We start from the raw sequence: 23,373 nt of genomic DNA, 5'->3' as shown, positions 1-23,373 counted from the left end.
AACTGCAGGCGTCGGTCAGGGAAAAACCTTTCGAAGTTTTTTCGCCATCTCTATCTCAAGTTTGTACAGTTCCTTAGACATTTCGAGGTGGCTCATCTGGTAATGGAATTTGATGATGTTTTTTTCCACGTTCCTGAAAGTGAAGATCACATTGCCCGTTTCTACATTGAAGGCGTATAGGTGAAAGGACATGCGGGCCCCGGCTCCACATCCCCATTCCTGGTCGTTGAACCAGCCACCGTCGTGGCCGTAATAATATTCGATAACGGGAATGACAATCGTGTCTGCCCGTGAAATTTTTTTAACCGCATCGGTCACGGAGGTTGAAAGGGGACCGATGGAGAAAATGCTCCGCGGCAGGTTGATGTTGTCCTGACCGTCTTCTTCATAACGGCGACGGTCCTTTTCTACGCTAAGATCGATGATGTTTTTTTCTTCCAGGCCGAGCTGTGACGGCGATTCTATGAATTGTGCCCGCACTTTTTTATCCTGAACGATTTCTTTGAGTGTATTGAGATAAAATTTCCTTACGGTGTCGCGAAACTCCTGTTGTTTCTCGAATGTGCGTTTTTCCGACTGCCGCGTCATGCCCATTTTTTCATTAGTGACAATTCCACCGGAAAAGGTAATGGCTCCCACGTAAAGGTTGCGGTTGAATATGTCCTCGTCGTTTTCCGGGGAAAATATGTCGGATAGAAAAAGCGGACCGAGAATAAGGATATCATTCTTGCCGAGAGTATCCTTGTTTTTTTTCAGGTAATACTGGGGTGAGCATCCGGCCGACAGGGCCAGTATTACAAGGATTGCCGCGGTCATTATTCTTTTCATGGGTTCTCCTGTACCGTGCTGAAATGAAGAGGGGTGGCTGCATGTGTGCACCACCCCTCCTATGGTGTATCATTACGTAATGTTTTTATCTGCCATATTGGCTGGGGCCCGTGAAGGTAATTGCTTTTGCCGTCACGGTTACACTGTATTTCGTGAAGAGAATGGGAATTCCTGTTGACTGAACTTCCCATTTGGGCTCGATAACCTTGTCGGCTCCTTTCATTTTTCCCAGGGCGTCATACATCGCATTTGATTCCGCAATGCTGCGTCCGGAAAAGGATGAAAGGAAGCCCAGGAAAGCCAGCGGATTAGCGGCGGCCCACTGGTATGTGTGGCCAAACTCTCTTTTGCCAATGGTGATAAAGCCGAGAATAACTATTGTTTCACCTTTACCGGTCACTTCACCTGATATTTTGTAATCAGCTGGCTGGGGTACAAGTGCTGTGCCGGGATATGATTTTTCCATCGTTTTGCATCCGGCAAACATTGTGACAGTCATTACAACTGCCAGGAAGATGAGAAAAGACTTTTTCATAAAATCCTCCAATTTAATTTGTATATAAAATTGAAACTCAATTTTATATATATTATGTCTGATAACAAACATTTCTTTATAATTAAATTATAAAGTCAATAAAAAAACTCAATCTGGTCCGACTTATCATGGAAATTGGCTCTATATTAAGATTACTGGAAAAAATACTTGACATTTTTAATCAATAATAAATGTTAATAAATAGTAAATATTTACATATAATAAATAAATATAAATAGTAAATATTTATAAATAACAGCGCAATTAACCACACAGGCAGAAGAAGGAATATGAATTTAGGCTCTGTAATAAGAAGATACCGGAAAGATAAAAAGCTCACCATGAAGGTGATTGCGGAAAAAGCGGGCATTTCCGAGGGCTTTTTAAGCCAGATAGAGAATAATGTCAATTCACCGTCGGTGGATACACTCATGAACATATGCGCTGCTATCGGTATAAGCGCCAGCGACGTTATGAACCAGGTGGAAAAACAGAAGGCATGGTCGCTCATTCGGAAAAGTGAATGGGAAAACGTGGATCTTCCCCATTCAGGATTTGCCACGCAGCGTTTTTTCCCGCCGGAGAACCGGTCCATTATCGATACGGCCATACTGGTGGTTGAACCGGACAAGTCCATTCCGGCCCGGAAGGGGGTCAAGAGCAGCCAGGAGATACTCTGCATACTGAAAGGGGAAGTAGAGCTTATATACGGTGAGGATACCATCGAGCTGCATGAAGGCGACTCAATTCATTACTGGACCAAGCCTGATGAACAGATGATAGTGAACAATACCGCTGTGAGGGCCATTGCCTTCTGGCTGGGGACTTTTTAACAGCACATAATAAAATGCTACTATAAAAAATTTTTTGGGTAAAACAACTTAGGGAGGTTGCGGGTATGATAACTTTCAGTGAAAAACAGCTGAAAATACCAAAACTGCTGAGACCGGTATACCTGGTCACGGCTGGACAGAGTAAATTCGACCGGGCAATGCCGGACAAAAGAACAGAAGAGCTCTGCGTGGATGCTCTTGTCATGGCAGCGAAGATGATAGACATGTCGCCGGCTGAATTGAAGAAGTACATTCATACATGTTATTATGGACATTTTGCCGACCATTTCGGCGATCAGCTGCTCGGTGAGTCGGTTATACATGACCGTCTCGGTCTTGATCCACTGGGCAATATCGGTGTTAAGACCGGCGGCGCCACGGGAGGCTCCACTCTCTGGGAGGGAGTGAAGGCCGTTGCTTCGGGATATTCCGACTGTGTCCTTACCATGGGTTGGGAGCGTATGGACGAGGTTCCCACCGATGAGGGAAATTTTCTCATCTCATGTGCCGCTGACAAAGACTGGGAATCTCCCCTGGGACATATTTATACGGGATACTACGCCGTAATGGCACAAAAGTACTGGAAGGTTTTCGGCAAGGAGGAGGCATCCTTCAGAAAAACCCTGGCGGAAATATCGGTGAAACATCACGGGTATGCGCGGTTTAATCCCTTTGCTCAGGCTCCTATGAAAATCACTGTTGATGATGTTCTGAACTCGCCCGTTGTGGCCGATCCTCTCAGGGCCCTGGACGCCTGCGTTATGAGCGTCGGAGCCGCCTGCGCAATATTATGCGATGAAGAAACGGCAATGAAGCTGACGAAAAACTCACCGCATAAGCCGCTTCGTATCTGGGTGACCGCCGGATCGCATAGTTTAAGACCTGCCGACAGAAGGGACATGGAGATTCCACTGCTTCCCAACGAAACAGCTGATCAGTACAAGGATTTAGGCAAAAGATTCCCCGGTGGAGAGCGTTATCCCGGTTTTACCGGTTTCCTCGCGGCCAGGATGGCAGCCTATTACGCCTACAACCAGGTCGGTATCAAGGATCCCACCGAGGACCTCGACGTAATCGAACTGCATGACGCCTTCACCATCAGTGATGTGCAGACATATGAGGATGTGGGAATAAGACCCTATGGTGAAGGGCGGACCTATGTTGAATCGGGCGATTGCTATCATATAAACCCGCATACGGGTAAACCCGGAAAATTGCCTTCAAATCTTTCCGGCGGCCTGATCGGGTGCATGCACGCCGTGGGCGCCACGGGCATCATGCAGGTTTTCGAGATAGCCACCCATCTATGGAACCGCTGGGGAGAGATTCACAGCGACGAAAAGCGGTGGAAGGAATTCAACAGGGAAAAACCGAAAGACTGGACCAATCTCCAGGTCGAAGGTGCCAAGAGGGCGCTGGCAATCAGCCACGCCGGTGTGGGATCACATGTAACGGCAACGATACTTATGGATCCCGATCATCTTTTGAAAAAAGACGCGTAAGGAGAACCAGCTATGAGCATGTTTGCACAAGTACACGTAAAAAACAATCAATACAAAATAAAGGGTGATTTTCATCATCTGGAAGCCAATACCCCTATCAAAAATGCCGATGATGGATGGAAGCTTATGGGTATTACCAATCCCCGTAATATGACTTACATTCATTCTTACGGCGGGGAAGCCATATTTTTTGAGTCGTTGGGCAAGGGGAAGCTTATGGCGACCCGCTGCGATAACAAAAAATGTGAATACACCGGAACCATCTACCAGCCGTTCAGGATATGCTGTCCCGATTGCCTGGAACGCATGACGGTGTTCGATATGACCGATCTGGCACGTAAGACCGCTAAGGTTCATACCTTCATGGTGTGCGAGCGGTCAGGGGCCTTCAACCTTCTTGATAAACCCATCAAGTTTATCAACATCGAGTTTGACGGTGTTTCGACGATTCTCATGAGTTACCTTTCCAAGGGAGATCCTTCCATGGGAATGCGGGTTGTTCCGATTTTCAAGACGACCAATCCGACCTATACCATTATGGATCTTTCCTGGGTTCCCGAGGGAACGAAGGAGAAGGAACTGCCCGAGGGTTTTTCTTTTTAATTGCTTAAGGTCCCGTTTATTGTCAGAGGGGGGCACGAAGTGAAACTGGAGGGGTAGGGATTGCAATAGTTTCCGGTTTCCGCTTCGTACTCCCCGACGTAAACCGGGGGAAATAGTATATTGATACGGTGACGGGGATGGCTCACAGGCATGAATATTGTCTGTGATGCCTCCCACAGCATCGTGAAGCTGACACAAACCGGTACTGCACGTTCCGGTAAAAGTCTGTATACCTGGGGAGGGTAGACATGAATTTTTGGCTAAATGACGAGCAGATAATGCTCAGAAATAATATCCGCGAATTCGCGGAAAACGAGATTTCTCCTGTTGCGCAGGAGATTGATGACAAAGAAGAGTTTCCCCTCGATCTGACAAAAAAGATGGGGGATCTTGGGCTTTTCGGTATTGTCGTGCCGGAACAGTACGGCGGTGCCGGAATGGACTATCTTTCATATGTTATAGCCGTGGAGGAGCTGGCTCGTGTTGACGGGTCCCAGGCCGCCACAGTGGCCGCGGGTAATTCCCTGGGCATCGGCCCCATCTATTATTTCGGCAATGAGGAACAGCGGATGGAGTGGCTTCCCCGGCTCTGCTCCGGCGAAATTCTGGCATCTTTCGGACTCACAGAGCCCGAGGCCGGTTCTGATGCCGGGTCGAGCAGGACAAAAGCTGAGATAAAGGATGGCTCCTGGGTCATAAACGGCAGCAAAATATTCATAACCAACTCCACGTCAAAGATGGCCGGTGTGTGTACGGTGCAGGCCGTGACTGGCAAATCGAAGGAAGGCCGGAATGAAGTATCGTGTATTCTGGTGCCAAATGGAACGTCGGGGTTTACGGCGAATAAAATGCATAAAAAGATGATGTGGCGTTCGTCCGATACGGGTGAGCTGTTTTTCGACGACTGCCGCGTACCGGAAAAAAATATCCTGGGCAAGCGGGGCGAGGGTTTTCACCAGATGCTTTCAACACTGGATAACGGCAGGCTTGCCATTGCGGCCATGGGACTCGGGGGAGCCCAGGGTGCCTATGAACTGGCACTCAAGTACGCAAAAGAAAGAAAACAGTTCGGCGTGCCCATATCCACCTTCCAGGTAAATGCCTTCAAGCTGGCCAATATGGCTATGGAAATCGAAGCGGCGCGGAACCTTCTATACAAGGCATGCAAGCTTCGCGACGCTAAAAAGCCTTTTGGAAAAGAGGCTGCCATGGCTAAACTCTATTGCTCCGAGGTAATGGGCAGGGTCGTGGATGAAGCGGTGCAACTGCACGGCGGATACGGACTCATGAAAGAATACAACATTGAACGTTTCTACCGTGACCAGAAACTGCTGACGATAGGCGAGGGAACATCGGAGATACAGCGTGTTGTCATCTCGCGGCAGATAGGCTGCTACGATACGAAATAGCGGGGGAAGATATGAAATCAAAAGTTAAAAGCGCTGAATACGACGATTTTCTTCACGATCTTTCCGGCTACTACCAGGGAATGGAAAAGGATGAAGAGAGGGTACCCCTTGGAAAACGGTTGAAAGAACTGCGGGAACTGCAGGGAATGAAGCCCGAGGAACTGGCCAGGATGGCGGGAATTGATGTCGATCTGCTCAGGAAGATTGAGGGTCAGAGCGCGTATCCCAATATTGAGACGGTTATCCGTCTTTCAAAGGCACTCCGGATCGCCATGGCTCTCCTGCTGGGTGATAAATCGGGCTACAGCTATTCCGTGGTCAGAAAAAAGGAACGCAGGGATATTGCCCGGCATATTTCCGGAACGAAGGATCATCCTGATTATAACTACCAGTCACTGGCAAGCGGAGTCAGGGACAGACACATGAATTCTTTCATAGTTACTCTCACGGGGAAGAGCGTGAGCAGCGAACTTTCGAGCCACGACGGTGAAGAGTTCATCATGGTTCTGGAAGGGACCATAATCATCACACTGGGAAACCGCGAGGAACGGCTTGAGACCGGTGACAGCATATATTATCTTTCCGATATGCCTCACCGGGTCAGCAATGCCATGGAAGACAGGGATGCCGTGCTTCTTGCCGTTGTTTACGAAGGATAATCAGCCTTAGGCGGGCAGGAGACATGGCAGTGCCCGATGCCCGCCGATTCGTAATTTTCATGGAGGAAAATTAATATGCTGCACATGGGAAACCTGGTCCGTGATACAATCGGAACCGAGGAGCAGAAAATTCTTCTGGAACGTTTTGCCGTTTATTTTTCTCATGTTATAGGGATGAAAATTACCACGGTGAGGGGATTCATCAGGCGGGCCCTGGCCGACGGTATTCGGGACGGTCTGAAGTCCCTCAAGGATGTTTCCTTATGCCCGGCGGAAGAACGCCTGAAGCGCCTTGAAGATGTCCTGAAAAGAATGGTTAAATACATGAACGTGCGGTATGAGGACCATATCGATGAATGCCTGCGCATATATAAAGACTGGAAAAAAGAATTCAATATCCCCTGATACAAGCCACGATGGTAATTCCTATTTACCCGAATGAACAGTGATTATTTTCTTGACATAAGTTCCCCCTCAATCTATGTGTTTGCCAGTTAACGTTAAGTGTTGAATATTCCACTTCACGTCAACTGGCTATAATTATCGGGGAGGAATATATGCAAATGTCAGATTTTGTCGATAAAACTATTGGTGATGCATTAAAAGAAACAGCGCAGGCTTTTGGGGAACGCGAAGCCCTGGTTTGTCCTGAATCGGGAATCCGTCAGAATTATGCCGAGTTCCATGCAATGTGCAGGAAAACGGCCCGGGGCTTTATGGCACTGGGAGTAAAAAAAGGGGACCATGTATCGGTATGGACCACCAATGTTCCTCAGTGGGCCTACCTGCAGTTCGGTCTCGCCATGACGGGAGCTGTCCTTGTCACGGTAAATACAAACTATAAAAGCCATGAGCTGGAATATATACTGAAGCAGTCCGATTCCACCACCCTGGTCATCATCGAGGAATACCGCGATACCAACTACTATGAAGTGACCCGCCAGGTCGTTGGAAACATGGACAACGTGAAACCTGGAGACATTAAATCGGACGCGCTTCCTTTTATGAGAAACGTGGTTTACATCGGGAAAAGAAAGGAAACGCCGGGGATGTTCAGTTTTCAGGACCTGCTGCGTCTGGGGGAAGTTGTCAGTGATGAGGAACTGACCGCCAGGGAAGGATGCCTGGACAGCCGTGACGTCATCAACATGCAGTATACCTCGGGCACCACGGGATTTCCCAAGGGAGTCATGCTCTCTCATTATAACATTGTCAACAATGCGCGCATGGTGGGGGATGTGATGGGATTGACTGAAAAGGACCGTCTCCTTATCCAGGTGCCCCTGTTCCATTGTTTCGGCTGTGTCATGAGCACGCTGAACAGCGTGGTGCACGGGGCGGCCATGGTTGTACTGGAGAACTTTGATCCCCTGCTCGCCCTGAAGGCCATTGACGGTGAGAGATGCACGGCGATTAACGGCGTGCCCACCATGTTTATCGCCATCGTGAATCATGCCGATTTTGAAAAATATGATATGTCTTCTCTGCGCACGGGAATTATGGCCGGGGCGCCCTGTCCTGTAGAGGTCATGAACCAGGTGAGGACAAAAATGCATTGTCCCGAGGTAGTCATCGCTTTCGGGCAGACCGAGTCTTCGCCGGTCATGACCATGACGCGGCGCGATGATCCCGTTGACCTGCGCGTTGCCACCGTGGGAACATTACTTGCCGATATTGAGGGAAAGATCATTGATCCCGAGACGGGAGATGATGCAGGTCCGGGAATACAGGGCGAAATCGTCACGCGCAGCGATTGTGTCATGAAGGGCTATTATAAAATGGAGGAAGCCACGGCTGCCGCTATCGACAGGGATGGGTGGCTCCACACCGGCGACCTGGGAACCGTGGATGAAAAAGGCTATTACCGGATAACGGGCCGAATCAAGGACATGATCATCCGAGGCGGGGAAAATATCTATCCCCGTGAAATCGAGGAATTTCTCTATAAGAATCCCAAGGTCAGCGATGTACAGGTTGTGGGTATACCGGACCGGAAATATGGCGAACAGGTTCTGGCCGCGATCAGGCTGAAAGACGGCGAGACGGCCACGGCCGATGAGTTTGTTGATTTCTGCACGGGGAAGATCGCCCGGCACAAGATTCCCCGGTACTGGGAATTTGTCGCGGAGTATCCCATGACGGCCAGCGGCAAGGTCCAGAAGTACAAGCTGCGGGAAATGTTTCAGGGCAAGTATAACTGAAGGAAAGGTGAATGATGGAAAATGACGATCAGTATCTTTCAATAGGGGAGATAGCGGGCAAACTGGAAATGAGCCAGCGGACTATCCGCTATTACGAGGAGATCGGTCTTCTCAATTCGGTGAGGCGGATAGAGGGAGGCAAGCGTGTTTATACAACCGATGACCTGCGCCGCCTGAAGCTGATAAAACGCCTGAAGATACTGGGACTCAACCTTTCGGAGATGCAGGAGCTCGAGGCCATGTGGTCTATACAGAAGTCTAACAGTGTGGTGCTGGCCAGGCTCCTTGAGCTCCTGACAAGCCACCTGGTAAAACTCGATGACCGTATCACCGATCTTACGATTCTCCGCAACGAGATCACGGAGTACCAGGAGAGGATTGCCAATAAAATGAAGGATGAATAACAATCGCAGGGGCACGGCATGCCGTGCCCCTGCGATTGTTATTCTCCCAGTTCCTCCAGTTCCCGGTCGAACTGTTTGCCTTTCTCGTCGATGGAATCGGTGATGCGGGCGTATTCGTCGTAAAGGGACTCAATACCGGATTGTACGTTATGCAGTTCTTTCGACAGCCGCTGTATCTCCTGGCCGCTGCCCGTGGCCGAGGCGGTAATTATCGCTTCATTTATTTCCTTCTGTGTCGCTTCCAGTTTCATGAGTTCCTTTTCAATGGCCGCTGAGCGCTCCTCCAGGGGTTTCAGTTCCTTCGTGCGGCGCGTCAGAATGGCGGCCCGGAGTTTCCGCAGTTCCTTTTTGTTCACGGGTTCCGCCGCTACTTCTGTTGAGGAAAGCTGTTCTTTTTTGAAAGTATCGACTTCGTCTTCCCAGCCGATTTTCTGCAGAAAGCTCTGGTAGGTTCCTTCGAAAAGAGAGACGCCGCCGCCCTGGAAAACGATGAAACGGTTCGCCAGGGTGTTGAGGAACATTTCATTGTGGGTAACAATTATTGCGGCGCCGTCGAAGTCATCTACGGCTGCCAGGAAGGCATCGCAGGATTCCATATCCAGGTGGTTCGTTGGCTCGTCCAGGAGGAGCAGGTTCGACGGCGAGGCCAGGATTTTTCCCAGGAGAACGCGACTCTTTTCACCGCCCGAGAGAATCTTTATTTTTTTCAGGGCATTATCCCCCTCGAACATCATGGCGCCGCATATGTCCCGGGCCCGCTGGCGCTCGCACCCGGCCGTCATTAGTTCATCTTCAATGGTCATGTTTTCATTGAGGTTCAATGCGTTGGTCTGGGCGTAATATCCCTTGCTCGATTCGGGATGGGTCAGTATTTCTCCCCGGTCTGGATCGAGGTCTCCCGAGAGAAGCTTCAGAAGCGTGGTTTTGCCGCGGCCGTTTTTCCCGATGACGCAGATGCGGTCGCTTTTTCCCACGGTGAAGCTCAGGTCCTGTATGAGGGGTGATGAGGGATCATAGGCGAAGTTCAGATCTTTCACGTGCATGGCTGTTTTTGCCGGGTACTGCTTATAGGTGAAGGAAAAATCCAGGGACTCTATTTTCTCCAGGCGTTCCAGGCGTCCCTGTTTTTCCATGGCCTTCACACGTGACTGGACAAGGCCGGCAAGGCGGGCCTTGGCCCTGAACCGGGTTATGAACTGTTCGACTTCTTTGCGTTTTTTCTCGTCGTTGAGACGTGTCTTTTCGTGGATTTCCTCCTCGCGCAGGAGCTGCTCGTAGTACTTGTCCGTTGTCCCGGTTATCTTCCGTATTTTCTTCCGGTGAATGCCCACGACATGGGTGATGACGTCGTCCATGAAGGAGCGGTCGTGAGTGATGAGGATGAGCTCACCCTTCCACTGGCGGAGAAAGCGAGAGAGCCACCGGATCGATACGACGTCAAGGTAGTTTGTTGGCTCATCGAGGAGGAGCATGTGGGGCTCGGCGGCCAGGACCTTGGCCAGGTTCAGGCGTACCTGGTAACCACCGGAAAACTCCGAGGGGTGCCGTTTCATATCACCGGGGCCGAAGCCAAGACCGAAGAGAATTTTTTCAACACGCCAGTGATCGTCTTTCATGTGCTCCGGAAGGCCCAGGCATCCTTCGTCCAGGACCGTGTCGCGGGAAAAACCTATATGCTGAGTGACATAGCCGATGGAATAATTCTTCGGAATGACGATTTCTCCGCTGTCGGGCTGTTCCTCGCCGATTATCATGCGGAATATCGTGGTCTTGCCGTGGCCGTTGCGGCCCACAAGCCCGATGCGTTCCCCTTCGTTTATGTTAAAGCTGACGCTCTCAAGTATATCCTGGGAGCCGAAGGATTTTGTAAGGTTCAGTACTTTGATCATGTCTGTTTTCTCATGTATGATTGTGTAAATTTCAAATTATCTTCATTTATGGTGATAACTGCTTCTATAATGGGGCCACAGAGACACAGAGGCACGGAGAAATATCACCAAAGAATCCGGCAATTAGAATGAGGATATTTTTAATAGAGTCCCTCTCTTTGCAATTACAATTTATTTCCAAATAATATTGAAAAAAGCTCCGAGTATCTTTCCTGTCTAAATCATGCCGGTGATAGAAAAGTTTTGACAAGAATTCATATATTGCAATTGACCGGGATTCACGTATTATCGCATTTTAATTGACGTGAGGCAGGATATGGCATTATCATTGATATATCCAAATGAATGCCGATGAATTAAGGTACTGATATGATAACACTGACGATTCCGGGCTATAAAATACTTATCATCGAGAACCTGGTTCTGGATTACAACGGGACAATCGCCTGTGACGGAGGGCTCATCGATGGTGTAAAAGAACTGCTTAACGAGATATCCAGGGATATGGCCATACACGTGCTTACGGCCGATACCTTCGGTACGGTACGGAAGCAACTCGAGGGAGTTCCCTGTTCAGTTTCGGTGATCAGGCGGGAAAACCAGGCTGAGGCAAAGGCGCAATACGTGAGAAAAATCGGCAGTGACACGGCCATCTGTATCGGCAACGGTCGTAACGATGTGATCATGCTTGAAGAGGCGGCACTGGCCGTAGCGGTGATTCAACAGGAAGGCGCGGCCGCAGAGGTTCTTCTGTCTGCCGATATTGTGTGCCATACCATTATCGACGCCCTGAAACTTATCAGGAATCCCCTGCGCCTTGCGGCCACGCTTCGGTCATGAATTTGTTTTCAGAAGACATTTATTAAATCCATGAATTCAATCGAAAATGATGGTCTTGTTATTATGAACAAAGACCCGGTCCTCCAGTACCAGTTTCAGCGATTGGGCCAGGACAAGCCGCTCTACTTCCCTTCCCGCGCGAATCATGTCGTCGACACTGTGTGTATGGTCTACGGGAACAACGCCCTGTGATATTATCGGTCCTTCGTCCAGGTCATCGGTGACAAAGTGGGCCGTGGCTCCTATAATCTTTACTCCCCTGTCAAAGGCTTTTTTGTAAGGATTGGCTCCAATGAAGGCCGGTAGAAAGGAATGGTGAATATTAATGATGCGGTGGGGGAACATGGAAACGAAATTACGGGAGAGAACCCTCATGTATTTGGCGAGAATGATATATTCCGGTTTCAGTTCGTCGATGATTTGCAGTATCCGTTCCTCGTGAGCACTCCTGGAAAGGCCTTCATGATCGATGCAGTGAAAGGGGATGCCGAATTTTTCCGTCAGTTCATTCAGCAGGGAGTGATTGCTTATAACAGCCAGGATATCGGCGCTGATTTCGTTGAAATTGTTGCGAAGCAGCAGATCTCCCAGGCAGTGATGCTCCCTAGTCGCCAATATGACAGCCTTTTTCTTTAGTTTTTTTGTGAGTTTTATCCGCGTGTCAGCCGGTAATGCTGTTCTCAGTTCTCCGGTTATTTCCTCATCGCTCACCTGTCCCCAGAATTCAGTGCGCATGAAAAAATGCCCTGTTTCCTTTTCGACAAACTCGCCGTTGCTGATTATATTGCAGTTGTGCCTGTACAGGACGCCCGTGACCCGATGCACCAGGCCCTCTTCGTCGCGGCAGTCCACCAGGAGAATATGTGTATGCATGACTTTAATCCTGATTTAGATTTTATATGCTTTTATGGTTAAAAAGAATTAACGTCAATCATATATTGATAAAATGAGTAATGAGTTTATCGAAAAAATAGGTTGATTCGTGCAGGTGTAATTGTAACATTGTGTAAACGCTGATAAATGCCGCCTGAAGGAGAAATTGTGGGAAATATCATCGCCGTGATATTTGATTTCGATGACACCCTGGCCCCTGATACCACCACGGGGCTTCTGAAAAAGCTGGGCGTCGACATCGGTCGATTCTGGGAAAGTGTGCAGCAGCGGGTGGACCTTGACTGGGACCCCGTACCGGCTTACCTTTTCGAGATGATCGAGCTTTCACGTTCTCCCCGGGGGCCTGTTATCACCGCCGATGTGCTGCAGGACTGGGCCCGCGAAACGCCGTTATATAAGGGGGCCGGCACTATCTTCAACAGGGTGAAAAAACACGCGGAAACAATAAGTCAGGATATCACCGTTGAGTTCTACTGTATCAGCAGCGGCATCGGTGATGTCATAAGGAACACGAAGATCGCCCGTCATTTCCGTGACATCTGGTCCTGCGAGTTTCATTTTGACCGCGACGGATCAATTTCCTATCCGAAGAAGATCATCAGCTTTACGGACAAGACGCGTTATATATTCCAGATATCCAAGGGGATCGTGGGAGAGGAGTACCGGGGACAGCCCTTTGTGGTGAATAAAAAAGTCAGCCCGGCCAGGGTCAGGATTCCCTTTGACCAGATGATCGTCGTGGGCGACGGGCTTACCGATGTTCCCTGTTTTTCCCTGGTGAGGGACAAGGGAGGGATCGCCATCGGCGTATATGACCGCAGCAGGGAACACCGGTGGGGAGCGGCCTGGGAATTCATCGAAGAGGGCCGGGTATCCAATCTGGTATCGGCCGATTACGGCGCAAAGTCCGATCTGTCTAATTCTCTTTTCATGGCCGTGGAAGGCATGGCGAAAAGGATTGCGCTCAAGAATAAAACGTATCAGGGATAAGGATGCACCGGGTTTTTAATAATTATTACAGGAAGAACACGAAGTGAATTCCCCCGGCGGATGCATACATTTATACATAAATGAGTAGTCGCCACCCCCGGAGGGGGTTAAAATACGACTTTTGTCTTTTTTAAATCATGCAGGATAAAAGATTTATGAAGAATAAAACCATCTTACGGATAATACTTGTTCTGTATGCCGCCATGATGATCGCATCGTTATTTGCATGCGATAAAGCGGGCTCCGATGAAGATCAGGCTCTGGTGCTTGAACCGGTCGGCACCTTTTCAAACACAAATATTGATGAATCATCGGGGATTATACAGAGCTCACATGATACCAGTCTGTACTGGACCCATAATGATTCGGGAGGCGACGCCGTTCTCTACTCGGTTAAAGCTGATGGGACATCGGGATCAACCGCAGCAATAACGATCAGCGATGCTACAAACATTGACTGGGAGGACATCACCATGGACGGTGACGGTAATATTTATGTGGGCGATATCGGGAATAATAACCCCCCTTATTTTGAAAGAGATAACCTTTGCCTGTATAAAATTTCTGAACCGGATCTTGAATCCTCAACGGTTTCTGGCGCGGTGGCGATTCCTTTTGTGTATCCTGATTACTCATTTGCAACGCGCTATAATTATGACGCCGAGGCCATTTTCTGGTCCGATGGCACAGTTTATCTTTTGACAAAGCATTATCTCGACACGATGAGCATCCTCTACAGATTTGACGATCTCAGTGGTTCAGAAACAACAACACTGACACGTATTGATTCATTCGATGCCCAGGGGAGCGTATCAGCAGCCGATGCCTCGGCAGACGGCAACCGGCTCGTGGTACTAGCCAATGTATATGTCGGATATCCTTCAACGGCGATTACATCATCGATCATATGGCTCTTCGAAGTGACCTCCGGCGACAATTATTTCAATGGTACGAAGTACCGGCTCCGTATTGATGCCGGTCAGTGTGAAGCTATCTGCTTTATGGACGATAATACTTTGCTTATCACTAATGAAGAAAAACAACTTTTCACCGTTAATGTGGATCAACTGATCGAGATAAAATAACCTGCCGGCCAAAAATTCCTTGAAAATGGGTAATTTTCATATATCAATTGAAAAATCATCAGGCTGGTGTTTGTTTGTATCATTCCGGCATTTAATCACTGGGGGGCTATGTGAAAAAGATCATGGTAAGTCTTATTGCCGTCATTGCTCTGATTATGTTCGGGGCGGCCTGGCACTTTTCATCGGAACTCATTAATAAAAAAGGTGTATGCGATCCGGACCATTTCATATACTGCGGCGATCCATCGGAGCTGGGCCTCTCTTTCGAGGATGTTACCTATAAAAGCACCGATGGTGTAAACATTTCTGCCTGGTATATCCCGTCGCCGTCACCATCAGTAAAGGGTATCATCATGGTCCATGGACATGGGGCGAACCGCAATGAGGGGATGCGCTGGGTAAAAGCGCTTCACAATGCAGGCTTTAACCTTCTGCTCATTGACCTACGCAGCCACGGGAAGAGCACGCCCGGGCCCATCTCCATGGGCTATCATGAGAGGGATGACGTTATTGCCGGTGTCGATTATCTTGTAGATGCCAGGAAATTGCGTGATATAGGTGTCTTCGGCGTATCGATGGGAGCTGCAACGAGTATTCCCGCCATGGCTGCCGATGTTCGCATAAAGGCCGGGGTTTTCGAAGCCGGAATAGCAAATTTTAAAGATCTTCTCGCTGATATTGCCTGGAGGGATTTTCATATACCGAGGTATCCCCTGTTGAATCTTGTGGTTGCGATTTTTGAACTGCGAACGGGAGCGAATAGTGACGAGATGAATGCCGAGGATTCGATAAAAAAAATCATCTCCCGTCCCGTGTTCATAATTCACTGCGAGAAAGATGACTTTATCCCTTATGAGCATGGCAGGCGTATTTATGAATCGGCAAATGAGCCAAAACAGTTCTGGAATTCTCCCTGTGACCGTCATGCCCGGGCATGGCAGGGAGATACGAAGAAGGCAGAGAGATTGGTGACGGAATTTTATAAGAAAAATATTTAGCTCCTGCGCGGCCGGCTCAGGGGCGCGTGGAGGAGGAGCAGCATCCGTCACAGCTGCACGTGAGATTGCCGCTCCGTGCCTTCTCAATGGATTCACGTCCCTCGCTGAAAGCGAACCAGGCAATACCCAGGCTCCCCAGGGCGTCTACGTAGGGAACCCGGAATACCTGGTAGATCAGGCTCGAGGCCAGAAGCACGAAGGAGAGATAGAAACAGGTCTTTGTGCAGTTGGCATCGGCAATGATGGGCGCCGAGTCCAGGGACTGTCCAGTTTTAAGCTTGTACCGGTACAGAAAATACATGGTGAGTATGGAGATCGCTGAAATGATAATCCCGGCCAGGGTCGATTCCGGTTTTGCCTTCTGCACGATGATAAGAATTGATCCGGCAACCAGACCCGCTGTAAGAATAAAAAATCCATAACCCGTGACATAGAGTGCTGTCTTTTCGAACCGGTCCCGCTGCTCTACGGGATTTCTTTTCATCCGCCAGACCATGTGGGCAATGCCCAGACCGGAAATAACTTCCACGAAGCTGTCCACGCCAAACCCGAAGAGGGCCATGGTTTCATCGGCATACCCGAAGGCCGTAGAAATAAGGCCTTCGGCGATATTATAAATTATGGTTATGATGCTCAGGACCATGGCTGTTTTCAGCAGCTGGTCCGATGTTAGTGATGATTCTTTTCTGCTCATAGTATCCATGGCTCTATTTTTCTTAAAAACATCAATCATAAAAGATGCAAAAGGTAATATTTTTCAGGGTGGATATTGCCGTCATCACATATCCCTCTGCCGATCATAGATTTTAAAGTTGTGAAGAGTATCTTCAGCTGAAGCGTAACCGGCAGGTCCATGTCCTTCGATTTACCCGTCTCGGCAGTAAAATGAATTTCCTTTTTGTAATTTTATAAATCATTCAGGATGAAAAGTCAAGTATATTGCCGGGAACGAAAGGAAATATAGAAAAAACTAAAAAACTAAAATTAATGGAACCGGTTTTCGCTGATACGGGTCATACAGGGCAAAATAACAAAAAAGGAGTTAAAACATATGAAAAAACAAATAATTCTCACGAGCATACTTCTTTCCATGATCCTTGCAGCCCCGGGAGCCTTTGCCCATGGCTGGGGACGCGGTCATCACGATGGCCGCAATGGCTTCGGTTATGGTAACGGTATTCATATGGGATATCATGGATTCGGCAGGCTTGAGGCCATGAAAGAGGAACTCAATCTGACCGATACACAGGTCAAACAGGTTTTCGATCTGGGTACACAGTACCGGGAAAAATATTTTGAGAACCGCAAAAATTATGACAAGCTTGCTGAGCTGCGGATTGAGCACCGAAAGGCTGTTGAGAAAGTTCTCACGACGGAGCAGAGAGATGCATTCAATGCCCGCGGATATGGGTATGCTCACAACGGACGGATGAACGGATGCCCGTATGGCAGCTATTGATACTATCGGCGGTACACGTTATATGACGGGTACCGCGTTTTAAACGATCGGTGTGTCTCTCGGTAATTTAAATTGATCTGCGAAGGAGAAAAACCATGAAAAAAACAATAATGCTTACGGGACTGCTGCTCGCTCCTGTGTCACTTATGGCATATGGCGGTCGCGGGTACGGCGGATGCCTTTATGGCAGTCCGGGATTTTTTGGGTTCGGCGGAGGTTCTGTCATGTGGATACTCATAATTGCTCTGATTATTATTTTTGGTGTATTTGGCCTCAGGGCTCTCAGGAATAACACAACAGGCGTTTCAAAAAAAAATGATGCTCTGGAGATTCTGAAGGAGAGATTCGCCCGTGGAGAAATCACAAGGGATGAGTTTCTGGAAATGAAAAAAGACCTGGGTTGATTTCATGACAAGGAAAGGCAGGGCGCCTGGCAATGCGCTGTTTTACCGCCAGGCGTCGCTCCCCATCGGTGAGTATATTAGTCTTTATGTGATAATCGTTCTGCTTCTATTTTAAGCCTGTGATCGGTTTTGTTATTTTTTTCCGACTCTATACTGAAAAAGCTCAGGAGCTGCTGAAGATGGTCGGCCTGTGCATTCAGGTTTTCGGCCGTAGCAGCAAGCTCTTCTGATGAAGAAGCCGTATGCTGGGTTACTTCATTCAGCTGACTCATGCCGAGATTGATCTGTATTACTCCTGAATCCTGTTCCTCCGAGGAAAGGGTTATACTTTTAACCAGTTCAGCAGTCTTCTTTATATCCGGCATAATCTCGTTAATCAGGCGACCGGCCCGTTCGGCAACGTCAACGCTGGAATCGGCAAGACCGCTTATTTCCTGTGACGCAACCTGGCTTTTTTCAGCGAGTTTTCTCACTTCACCGGCAACAACGGCAAATCCCCTGCCATGTTCTCCGGCCCTGGCTGCTTCAATGGCGGCGTTCAGGGCAAGCAGGTTGGTCTGGTAGGCAATGTCTTCGATAAGACGAATCTTCTCGGAAATCCGGTTCATGGCCTTTACCGTTTCCTCCACGGCGTGTCCGCCCTCTTCTGCCTTTATAGCGCTTTGCCGGGCGATCTCATCGGTAGCTTTAGAGTTCCCGGCGTTTTGTGATATGCCTGCGCCTATTTCCTCCAGTGATGAGGTGATCTCTTCAACATTGGACGCCGCTTCATTCGCTCCCGAACTAAGCATTTGTGCGGTAGAGCTGATCTGTGTTGACGCGCTGGCAACCGTATAGGTCCCTTCTTTGATCTGTATCAATATTTCCCTGAGTTTTCCGATTAGCGATGAAAATTGTCTGGAAAGCTCTCCGATTTCATCACCCGCTGATGTAGCTTCCCATGCGCTAAAATCTCCCTGGGCCAGCCTCTTGGATACTTCTACCAGTTGGAATACGGGACCGGTGATACTTCGTGTGATCAGTAAGGTGATGATTACTCCGGCAGCGAGGGCAATCAAGGAGAGGATGATTATTCCTGCCAGACTTTTCCGGGAATTGTCCCTGCTAGTGGTATTGATTGAGTCAATCTTCCCGGTGATGAGCTTGTTCATCTCGGAGATATTCCGGCGTACTTCAATAAGACTTGTTCGGGTAACAGTGGAATATTGGCGGACGGCCCAGTCATGCTTCCCTGTCCCGGCGCCAAGTTCTTTTATAATTGCCGTTGCGCTTTCATGAAGCCTGTTGTGGTGCGATTCTATGTTTTTCAGGGTTTCCTTTAGAAGGGGGAACTGTTTTTCAGCATGTATCCGTTCGTCACCGTAATACCATTTGCCAAAGGCACATTGATGAGGATCGGTCTCTATTTTCCCCGAAGTGTCCCGTTCAAGTAAAAGCCGTTGCAGATTGAGTGTCCATTCTATATGTTCTATTTCGCGCTGCTTCAGCTGAGCCTGTAACTTGTTGCTCATCATGATCTCCTCCTGGTTGGAGATCATCGCATTTATGCCGTAAAAAGTTACGGCGGTTATGGTGATTAAAAGCAGAAGGACTGCGCCGAAACCGGCGGACAATTTTGTTTGCAATTTAAAATTTTTCATGAATTTTCCATTACCCTTATTTTAAGTTTGAACCCCTCGGTTCCCCATATTTGTTGTTGTCATTTTTATCGAGGAGGTTGCTTGAGATATTGCTCTTTTATGTGTGCATTTTCAATGTCATATGCAATAATTTTTTTTAATAGTACAGTATTCATTAATAAACAACAACAATATTTTCCCAGCTTTGTTTTTTATCAACGGCAATGAATATATTTTGCTGAACTTATTTTTTGACGGAATAGCAGCGCAGTAATATTAATTTATGTAGCAGGAATAATGCATGAAGGAATGATTGTAAATTTTATTCCGGGCAATTAAAAAGTGTAATGATCGTTGAAATAAATAGGATTATAGTGCGTCTGGGCGGCAACTGTGGGCGATCAGAGCTCTCCCTTAACTTCTTCGTCGAGTCTCCTGAAATAATCAATCATGAAGTCGTGGCGCTCCTGTGCAAGGCGGCGTCCCTCATCGGTGAGCATCTTGTCCTTAACCGTACGGAGTTTAACCATGAATTCCCGGTACGCCGTGTCCTCCTCGCTGTATGATGCCGTGCGGGATATGTCCACTTCGGAATTGTGGAGACGCGCGCCCACTTCTCCGGCGAAGAGGAAAGCCCTGCCGATGCCGATGGCGCCGATGGAATCGAGCTTGTCGGCATCATAGAGTATCATGGCCTCAATGGATTCAGGTTTCCTCTCTTTGCGGTAGCGGTGGGAGAGAATGCAACGGGCGATGTGGCGGGCGCGATCCGGGTCCAGTCCTTCAGAGAGCAGGAATTTTTCCGCCTCGGCACTTCCCAGTTCGGCATGACATAGGGTGCCGCCGGCACGGTCCTGTTCGTCCCGGGCGATATCATGGAGTATGGCGGCGGTTCTAACAATGAAAGCATCGGCCTGAAGTTCCGTGGCTGCTATGTGTTCCGCGTTGCGGATTACGCGCTGCACGTGGTCCCAGCCGTGACTGGCATGAAGGCTTTTCATCCGGTCCCGGGCGAAGTCAAGGGATTTGTTTATGATGGTGGTTTCCAATTCGGAGCCGGTTTTATCGTACATTTTATCGGGCATTGTAAGTGACCGGAGTATTTAACATGGTGAATCCCGGTGGCCTGATTATACATCTATCATGATATTATTCCACTTGTCAATATGAAAATGCTCATATCGTAATACCTTAGCCGGCTTATCGATGCGGGAAAAACACCTGGTGTGAAATGTGTTGACAATATCCCGAAACTTTATTCTGATTCGGATATGAGACAATGTATGCCGATTAAAAGTATTATTTCTATTCTTGCCGTTCTTGCCTGTCTCATATTTCCGGCATTAATCACCTGCAGTCATGATTCTACTTTGAAGAAAAAACCCGTTTCCGTCAGGGGAGTCCTTGATCTCAGGGACTGGAACTTTACAAAGGACGGTCCCTTAAACCTTGACGGCGAATGGGAATTTTACTGGGACCGTCTTATAGAGCCATCTGATTTCACAAAAAGAGCGGATCGAAAAGACTGCGGATTTATCTCCGTGCCCGGATTGTGGGAAAGCTGCAAAGTCCATGGTGCCGACCTGCCCGGCAATGGGTATGCCACATACCGTTTGAAAATAATAAGCGGCCCCGATAAAAAGATGAAATTTCTGAGTATTCATCGTATATTTTCAGCCTATACTCTCTGGATCAATGGAGTCCTGGCGGATAAAAGAGAAGAAGCGGACAAATCGCCAAAGACCAGGGAGGATTATATTTTTATTCACAGTAAAAGAATATCTTCCTTCACTCTCCATGAGGGTGAAAATGTAATAGTTTTACATGTTTTAAATAATGAAAATAAATCGGGCGGCATTGACAGGCCGCTGCGGCTGGAGGATGGGCATGCTGCGTCACAGCGTGCTTTCTGGAAACATACGATCGGCATACTCGTTGTGGGCATGCTCCTGTTCGCTTCAATCTACAACATTATTTTTTACTTTTTCCGGAAAAATGAAGAGGCCCCGCTGTATTTCGGAATTTTTTGCCTTGTATGGGCTGTGAACATATATAATCTGCAAATCCCGGTTTTATCCGGCAGCCTGTCGTATCATGCAAATCCTTTTCTGTTAGATTTTATAACGGCTATCGTGAGCCTTCCGCTCTGTGTGATGACCATCAAGTCGTTGTACCCCGATGATTTCTCGATGACCGGCGTTCGTCTAGCCCAGGCGTTGTCCGTGGGATGTATCATCCCGCTTTTATTTGTTGAATTTAAAACGGCTGATCTTATTTTCAGGATTTATGTTATTCTCGTTTTCTTTTTTGTTTTATACTTCGTGTATGTCACGGTCAGAACCGTAGTAAAACGGAGAGATGATGCCATACTGTTCCTGATTGGCTTTACTGCGTTGTATGTCTGCGGTGTTAATGATTTGCTCTACTCGATGTGGATAATTGATACCGCGAATATAACTCAGTATGGAATGCTTGTTCTCTGCATTTCAACAAGCACGGTAATTTCCCGAAGGTTTTCCAGGGCCCTGTGGACGATCGGGGAGCTGTCCCGGGACCTTGCAGAAAAAAATATATATCTGAGTAAAATGGACCGGCTTAAAGACCAATTTCTCGCCAATACGTCCCACGAGCTTCGAACACCCCTCCACGGTATGATAGGCCTTGCGGAATCCATGATAGAAGGCGACGCTGGCAGTCTTACCCCCAAGGTGCGTGAAAATCTTTCACTTATTGCATCAAGCGGTCACCGTCTTGCAAATATGGTCAATGACCTGCTGGATATGGCGAAGATACAGGACAAGGGGCTGAACCTGAACCTGCGACCCGTGGATATTTATTCGCTGAGCGAAATGGTCGTGAATCTTTCACTGCCATTGGTCGGCGGGAAACCCCTGGAAATTATTAACAATATTAAACCGGATATATCCTGTGTATGTGCCGATGAAGACCGGATACGGCAGGTGTTGTATAATCTTATCGGCAACGCGGTTAAATTCACCAATAAAGGGACAATCGAACTGTCAGCCCGTTTGGTTTTTCAGGCCGATGAAGACCGTGATGCGGGAATTGCCACGGCAGTTGAGGTCAGTGTAGCGGACACAGGAATCGGCGTTCCCGACGAATGTAAAGAGGAGATATTTGAAGCGTATGGCCAGGTTGACGGAAACAATACGCGCCCGTATCCCGGGACGGGCCTGGGGCTTGCCATAGTAAAGCAGATCATAGAACTGCACAATGGCACGATCGGTGTAGCATCGGGAAAGAACGGGGGTTCCGTATTTTTCTTCACCCTTCCGATAGCAAAGGAACCTTTGGCAGATACTTCCGATGAAAATTTTATTGAGAGCATGAGTGACGGACTCTCAGAGGATACCATCCCGAATCGGCCCGGGTCTTTCTCCGAAATCAGCGAGGGATCCTTCAGCGGTAATCCGGTATTCCTTGTCGTCGATGATGATCCGGTAAATATCAGGATTCTCCGGAATTATTTTGAGTCAAAACGATGCATTGTAAAAACAGCTGCCGACGGGATCAGCGCCCTCGATATTTTAGACCGTGATGACTCCATTGATCTTGTACTTCTCGATATAATGATGCCAGTCGTGTCGGGTTGTGATGTATGCAGAAGGATACGCCTTAAACGGCCGCCCGAGGAGCTTCCCGTGATCATGCTCACGGCAAAAAATATGATATCCGACATAGACGACGCCTTTGAAGCCGGAGCTAATGATTACGTTGTGAAGCCTTTCCGTTTAAACGAGCTTATGGCACGGGTAAGCACGATGCTGAAGTTAAGGAACATCTGTAAATCGGCGGCCACGGGTATCACCATCCGCGGCAGGAACAGGGCCTATTCGCTGACCTTCAGAGATATCATCTATATCACCTCATCATCAAAAAACATTATCGTGCATACCCGTGAAGGCGATATTGAAGCGCTTCTTCTGATGAAAGAGATTGCCGACCGTCTGCCGCCCGATATATTTGTCAGGATACATAAAAGCTACATCATCAACATCAATTACATTTACAGCATATCCCATGTGCTGTCGGGCCGCTACCGGGTTCGCCTTCGCGATGACGATGACACGGAGCTCCCCATAGGAGCCGCGTTCCTTGAGTCGCTGAGAAAAAAAATCTCACTTTAACGCACCGTTTGTTCCCCGACAAGCACCGTTTGCTCCCAACCTATTGTCTCGTTGTGCAAATTATTCTATGTTA

General features: G+C 48.2%; 22 protein-coding genes. 15 read left to right on the top strand and 7 right to left on the bottom strand.

What is annotated here, in order from left to right:
- Positions 1-15: 15 nt before the first annotated feature.
- Both CVV44_15600 and CVV44_15595 read right to left on the bottom strand, forming a co-directional pair.
- Positions 16-828, bottom strand: a complete 813-nt coding sequence (locus CVV44_15600; GenBank protein PKL37762.1) for a hypothetical protein — start codon at positions 826-828, stop codon at positions 16-18.
- A gap of 85 nt (positions 829-913) precedes the next feature.
- Positions 914-1,435, bottom strand: coding sequence for a hypothetical protein (locus tag CVV44_15595; GenBank protein ID PKL37761.1), 522 nt, complete (start codon positions 1,433-1,435; stop codon positions 914-916).
- A 218-nt stretch (positions 1,436-1,653) separates the two neighbouring features.
- Between CVV44_15595 and CVV44_15590 the strand changes: the two genes are divergently transcribed.
- The 8 genes from CVV44_15590 (at position 1,654) to CVV44_15555 (ending at position 8,974) form a co-directional block, all read left to right on the top strand.
- Complete coding sequence (locus CVV44_15590) at positions 1,654-2,196, top strand: hypothetical protein (GenBank protein ID PKL37760.1); 543 nt, start codon at positions 1,654-1,656, stop codon at positions 2,194-2,196.
- A gap of 65 nt (positions 2,197-2,261) precedes the next feature.
- Entirely contained in the window at positions 2,262-3,698 is a 1,437-nt protein-coding gene (locus tag CVV44_15585) for an acetyl-CoA acetyltransferase (protein ID PKL37759.1), read from the top strand.
- Positions 3,699-3,710: 12 nt separating this feature from the next.
- Positions 3,711-4,301 (top strand): hypothetical protein, encoded by a 591-nt coding sequence (locus CVV44_15580; GenBank protein PKL37758.1) that lies wholly within the window; start codon positions 3,711-3,713, stop codon positions 4,299-4,301.
- Positions 4,302-4,549: 248 nt separating this feature from the next.
- Positions 4,550-5,710: an acyl-CoA dehydrogenase gene (locus CVV44_15575; GenBank protein PKL37757.1), complete on the top strand. Its 1,161-nt coding sequence runs from the start codon at positions 4,550-4,552 to the stop codon at positions 5,708-5,710.
- Between the two features lie 11 nt (positions 5,711-5,721).
- Positions 5,722-6,369, top strand: a complete 648-nt coding sequence (locus CVV44_15570; protein ID PKL37756.1) for an XRE family transcriptional regulator — start codon at positions 5,722-5,724, stop codon at positions 6,367-6,369.
- A gap of 75 nt (positions 6,370-6,444) precedes the next feature.
- Positions 6,445-6,774: a hypothetical protein gene (locus CVV44_15565; GenBank protein ID PKL37755.1), complete on the top strand. Its 330-nt coding sequence runs from the start codon at positions 6,445-6,447 to the stop codon at positions 6,772-6,774.
- Positions 6,775-6,932: 158 nt separating this feature from the next.
- Positions 6,933-8,570, top strand: a complete 1,638-nt coding sequence (locus CVV44_15560; protein PKL37754.1) for an AMP-binding protein — start codon at positions 6,933-6,935, stop codon at positions 8,568-8,570.
- A gap of 11 nt (positions 8,571-8,581) precedes the next feature.
- Positions 8,582-8,974 carry a MerR family transcriptional regulator gene (locus CVV44_15555; GenBank protein ID PKL37753.1) on the top strand — a complete coding sequence of 131 codons (393 nt, stop codon included), beginning with the start codon at positions 8,582-8,584 and terminating at the stop codon, positions 8,972-8,974.
- A gap of 38 nt (positions 8,975-9,012) precedes the next feature.
- Here CVV44_15555 and CVV44_15550 read toward each other — a convergent pair whose 3' ends face one another.
- Positions 9,013-10,863, bottom strand: a complete 1,851-nt coding sequence (locus CVV44_15550; GenBank protein PKL37752.1) for an ABC transporter ATP-binding protein — start codon at positions 10,861-10,863, stop codon at positions 9,013-9,015.
- A gap of 369 nt (positions 10,864-11,232) precedes the next feature.
- Here CVV44_15550 and CVV44_15545 point away from each other — a divergent pair, with 369 nt between their 5' ends.
- On the top strand, positions 11,233-11,703 hold the full coding sequence (locus CVV44_15545; protein PKL37751.1) for an ATPase P: 471 nt from the start codon (positions 11,233-11,235) through the stop codon (positions 11,701-11,703).
- A gap of 36 nt (positions 11,704-11,739) precedes the next feature.
- Here the strand turns inward: CVV44_15545 and purU are convergent, their stop codons facing one another.
- Positions 11,740-12,576, bottom strand: a complete 837-nt coding sequence (purU, locus tag CVV44_15540; protein PKL37750.1) for a formyltetrahydrofolate deformylase — start codon at positions 12,574-12,576, stop codon at positions 11,740-11,742.
- A gap of 168 nt (positions 12,577-12,744) precedes the next feature.
- Between purU and CVV44_15535 the strand changes: the two genes are divergently transcribed.
- The 3 genes from CVV44_15535 (at position 12,745) to CVV44_15525 (ending at position 15,670) form a co-directional block, all read left to right on the top strand.
- Positions 12,745-13,587: a hydrolase gene (locus CVV44_15535; GenBank protein PKL37869.1), complete on the top strand. Its 843-nt coding sequence runs from the start codon at positions 12,745-12,747 to the stop codon at positions 13,585-13,587.
- 137 nt (positions 13,588-13,724) lie between these two features.
- Positions 13,725-14,672, top strand: coding sequence for a hypothetical protein (locus CVV44_15530; protein ID PKL37749.1), 948 nt, complete (start codon positions 13,725-13,727; stop codon positions 14,670-14,672).
- Between the two features lie 110 nt (positions 14,673-14,782).
- Complete coding sequence (locus CVV44_15525; GenBank protein ID PKL37748.1) at positions 14,783-15,670, top strand: alpha/beta hydrolase; 888 nt, start codon at positions 14,783-14,785, stop codon at positions 15,668-15,670.
- Between the two features lie 16 nt (positions 15,671-15,686).
- Here the strand turns inward: CVV44_15525 and CVV44_15520 are convergent, their stop codons facing one another.
- Complete coding sequence (locus tag CVV44_15520) at positions 15,687-16,364, bottom strand: hypothetical protein (GenBank protein PKL37868.1); 678 nt, start codon at positions 16,362-16,364, stop codon at positions 15,687-15,689.
- Positions 16,365-16,721: 357 nt separating this feature from the next.
- On the opposite strand from CVV44_15520, the gene CVV44_15515 reads away from it, so the two are divergent.
- The gene (locus CVV44_15515) at positions 16,722-17,129 is read left to right on the top strand and encodes a hypothetical protein (GenBank protein PKL37747.1); all 408 of its coding nucleotides are present in this window, start codon (positions 16,722-16,724) and stop codon (positions 17,127-17,129) included.
- A 146-nt stretch (positions 17,130-17,275) separates the two neighbouring features.
- The gene (locus tag CVV44_15510) at positions 17,276-17,533 is read left to right on the top strand and encodes a hypothetical protein (protein ID PKL37867.1); all 258 of its coding nucleotides are present in this window, start codon (positions 17,276-17,278) and stop codon (positions 17,531-17,533) included.
- Positions 17,534-17,610: 77 nt separating this feature from the next.
- Here the strand turns inward: CVV44_15510 and CVV44_15505 are convergent, their stop codons facing one another.
- Both CVV44_15505 and CVV44_15500 read right to left on the bottom strand, forming a co-directional pair.
- Positions 17,611-19,173, bottom strand: coding sequence for a methyl-accepting chemotaxis protein (locus CVV44_15505; GenBank protein PKL37746.1), 1,563 nt, complete (start codon positions 19,171-19,173; stop codon positions 17,611-17,613).
- A 380-nt stretch (positions 19,174-19,553) separates the two neighbouring features.
- Positions 19,554-20,237 (bottom strand): phosphohydrolase, encoded by a 684-nt coding sequence (locus CVV44_15500; protein ID PKL37745.1) that lies wholly within the window; start codon positions 20,235-20,237, stop codon positions 19,554-19,556.
- A gap of 141 nt (positions 20,238-20,378) precedes the next feature.
- On the opposite strand from CVV44_15500, the gene CVV44_15495 reads away from it, so the two are divergent.
- Positions 20,379-23,300 (top strand): hypothetical protein, encoded by a 2,922-nt coding sequence (locus CVV44_15495; GenBank protein ID PKL37744.1) that lies wholly within the window; start codon positions 20,379-20,381, stop codon positions 23,298-23,300.
- Positions 23,301-23,373: the final 73 nt, after the last annotated feature.

The sequence above is a fragment of the Spirochaetae bacterium HGW-Spirochaetae-1 genome (assembly GCA_002839375.1).
GTDB lineage: Bacteria > Spirochaetota > UBA4802 > UBA4802 > UBA5550 > PGXY01.
Note: the sequence above shows the minus strand (reverse complement) of the source record. Positions and strands in the feature narration are given on the sequence as shown.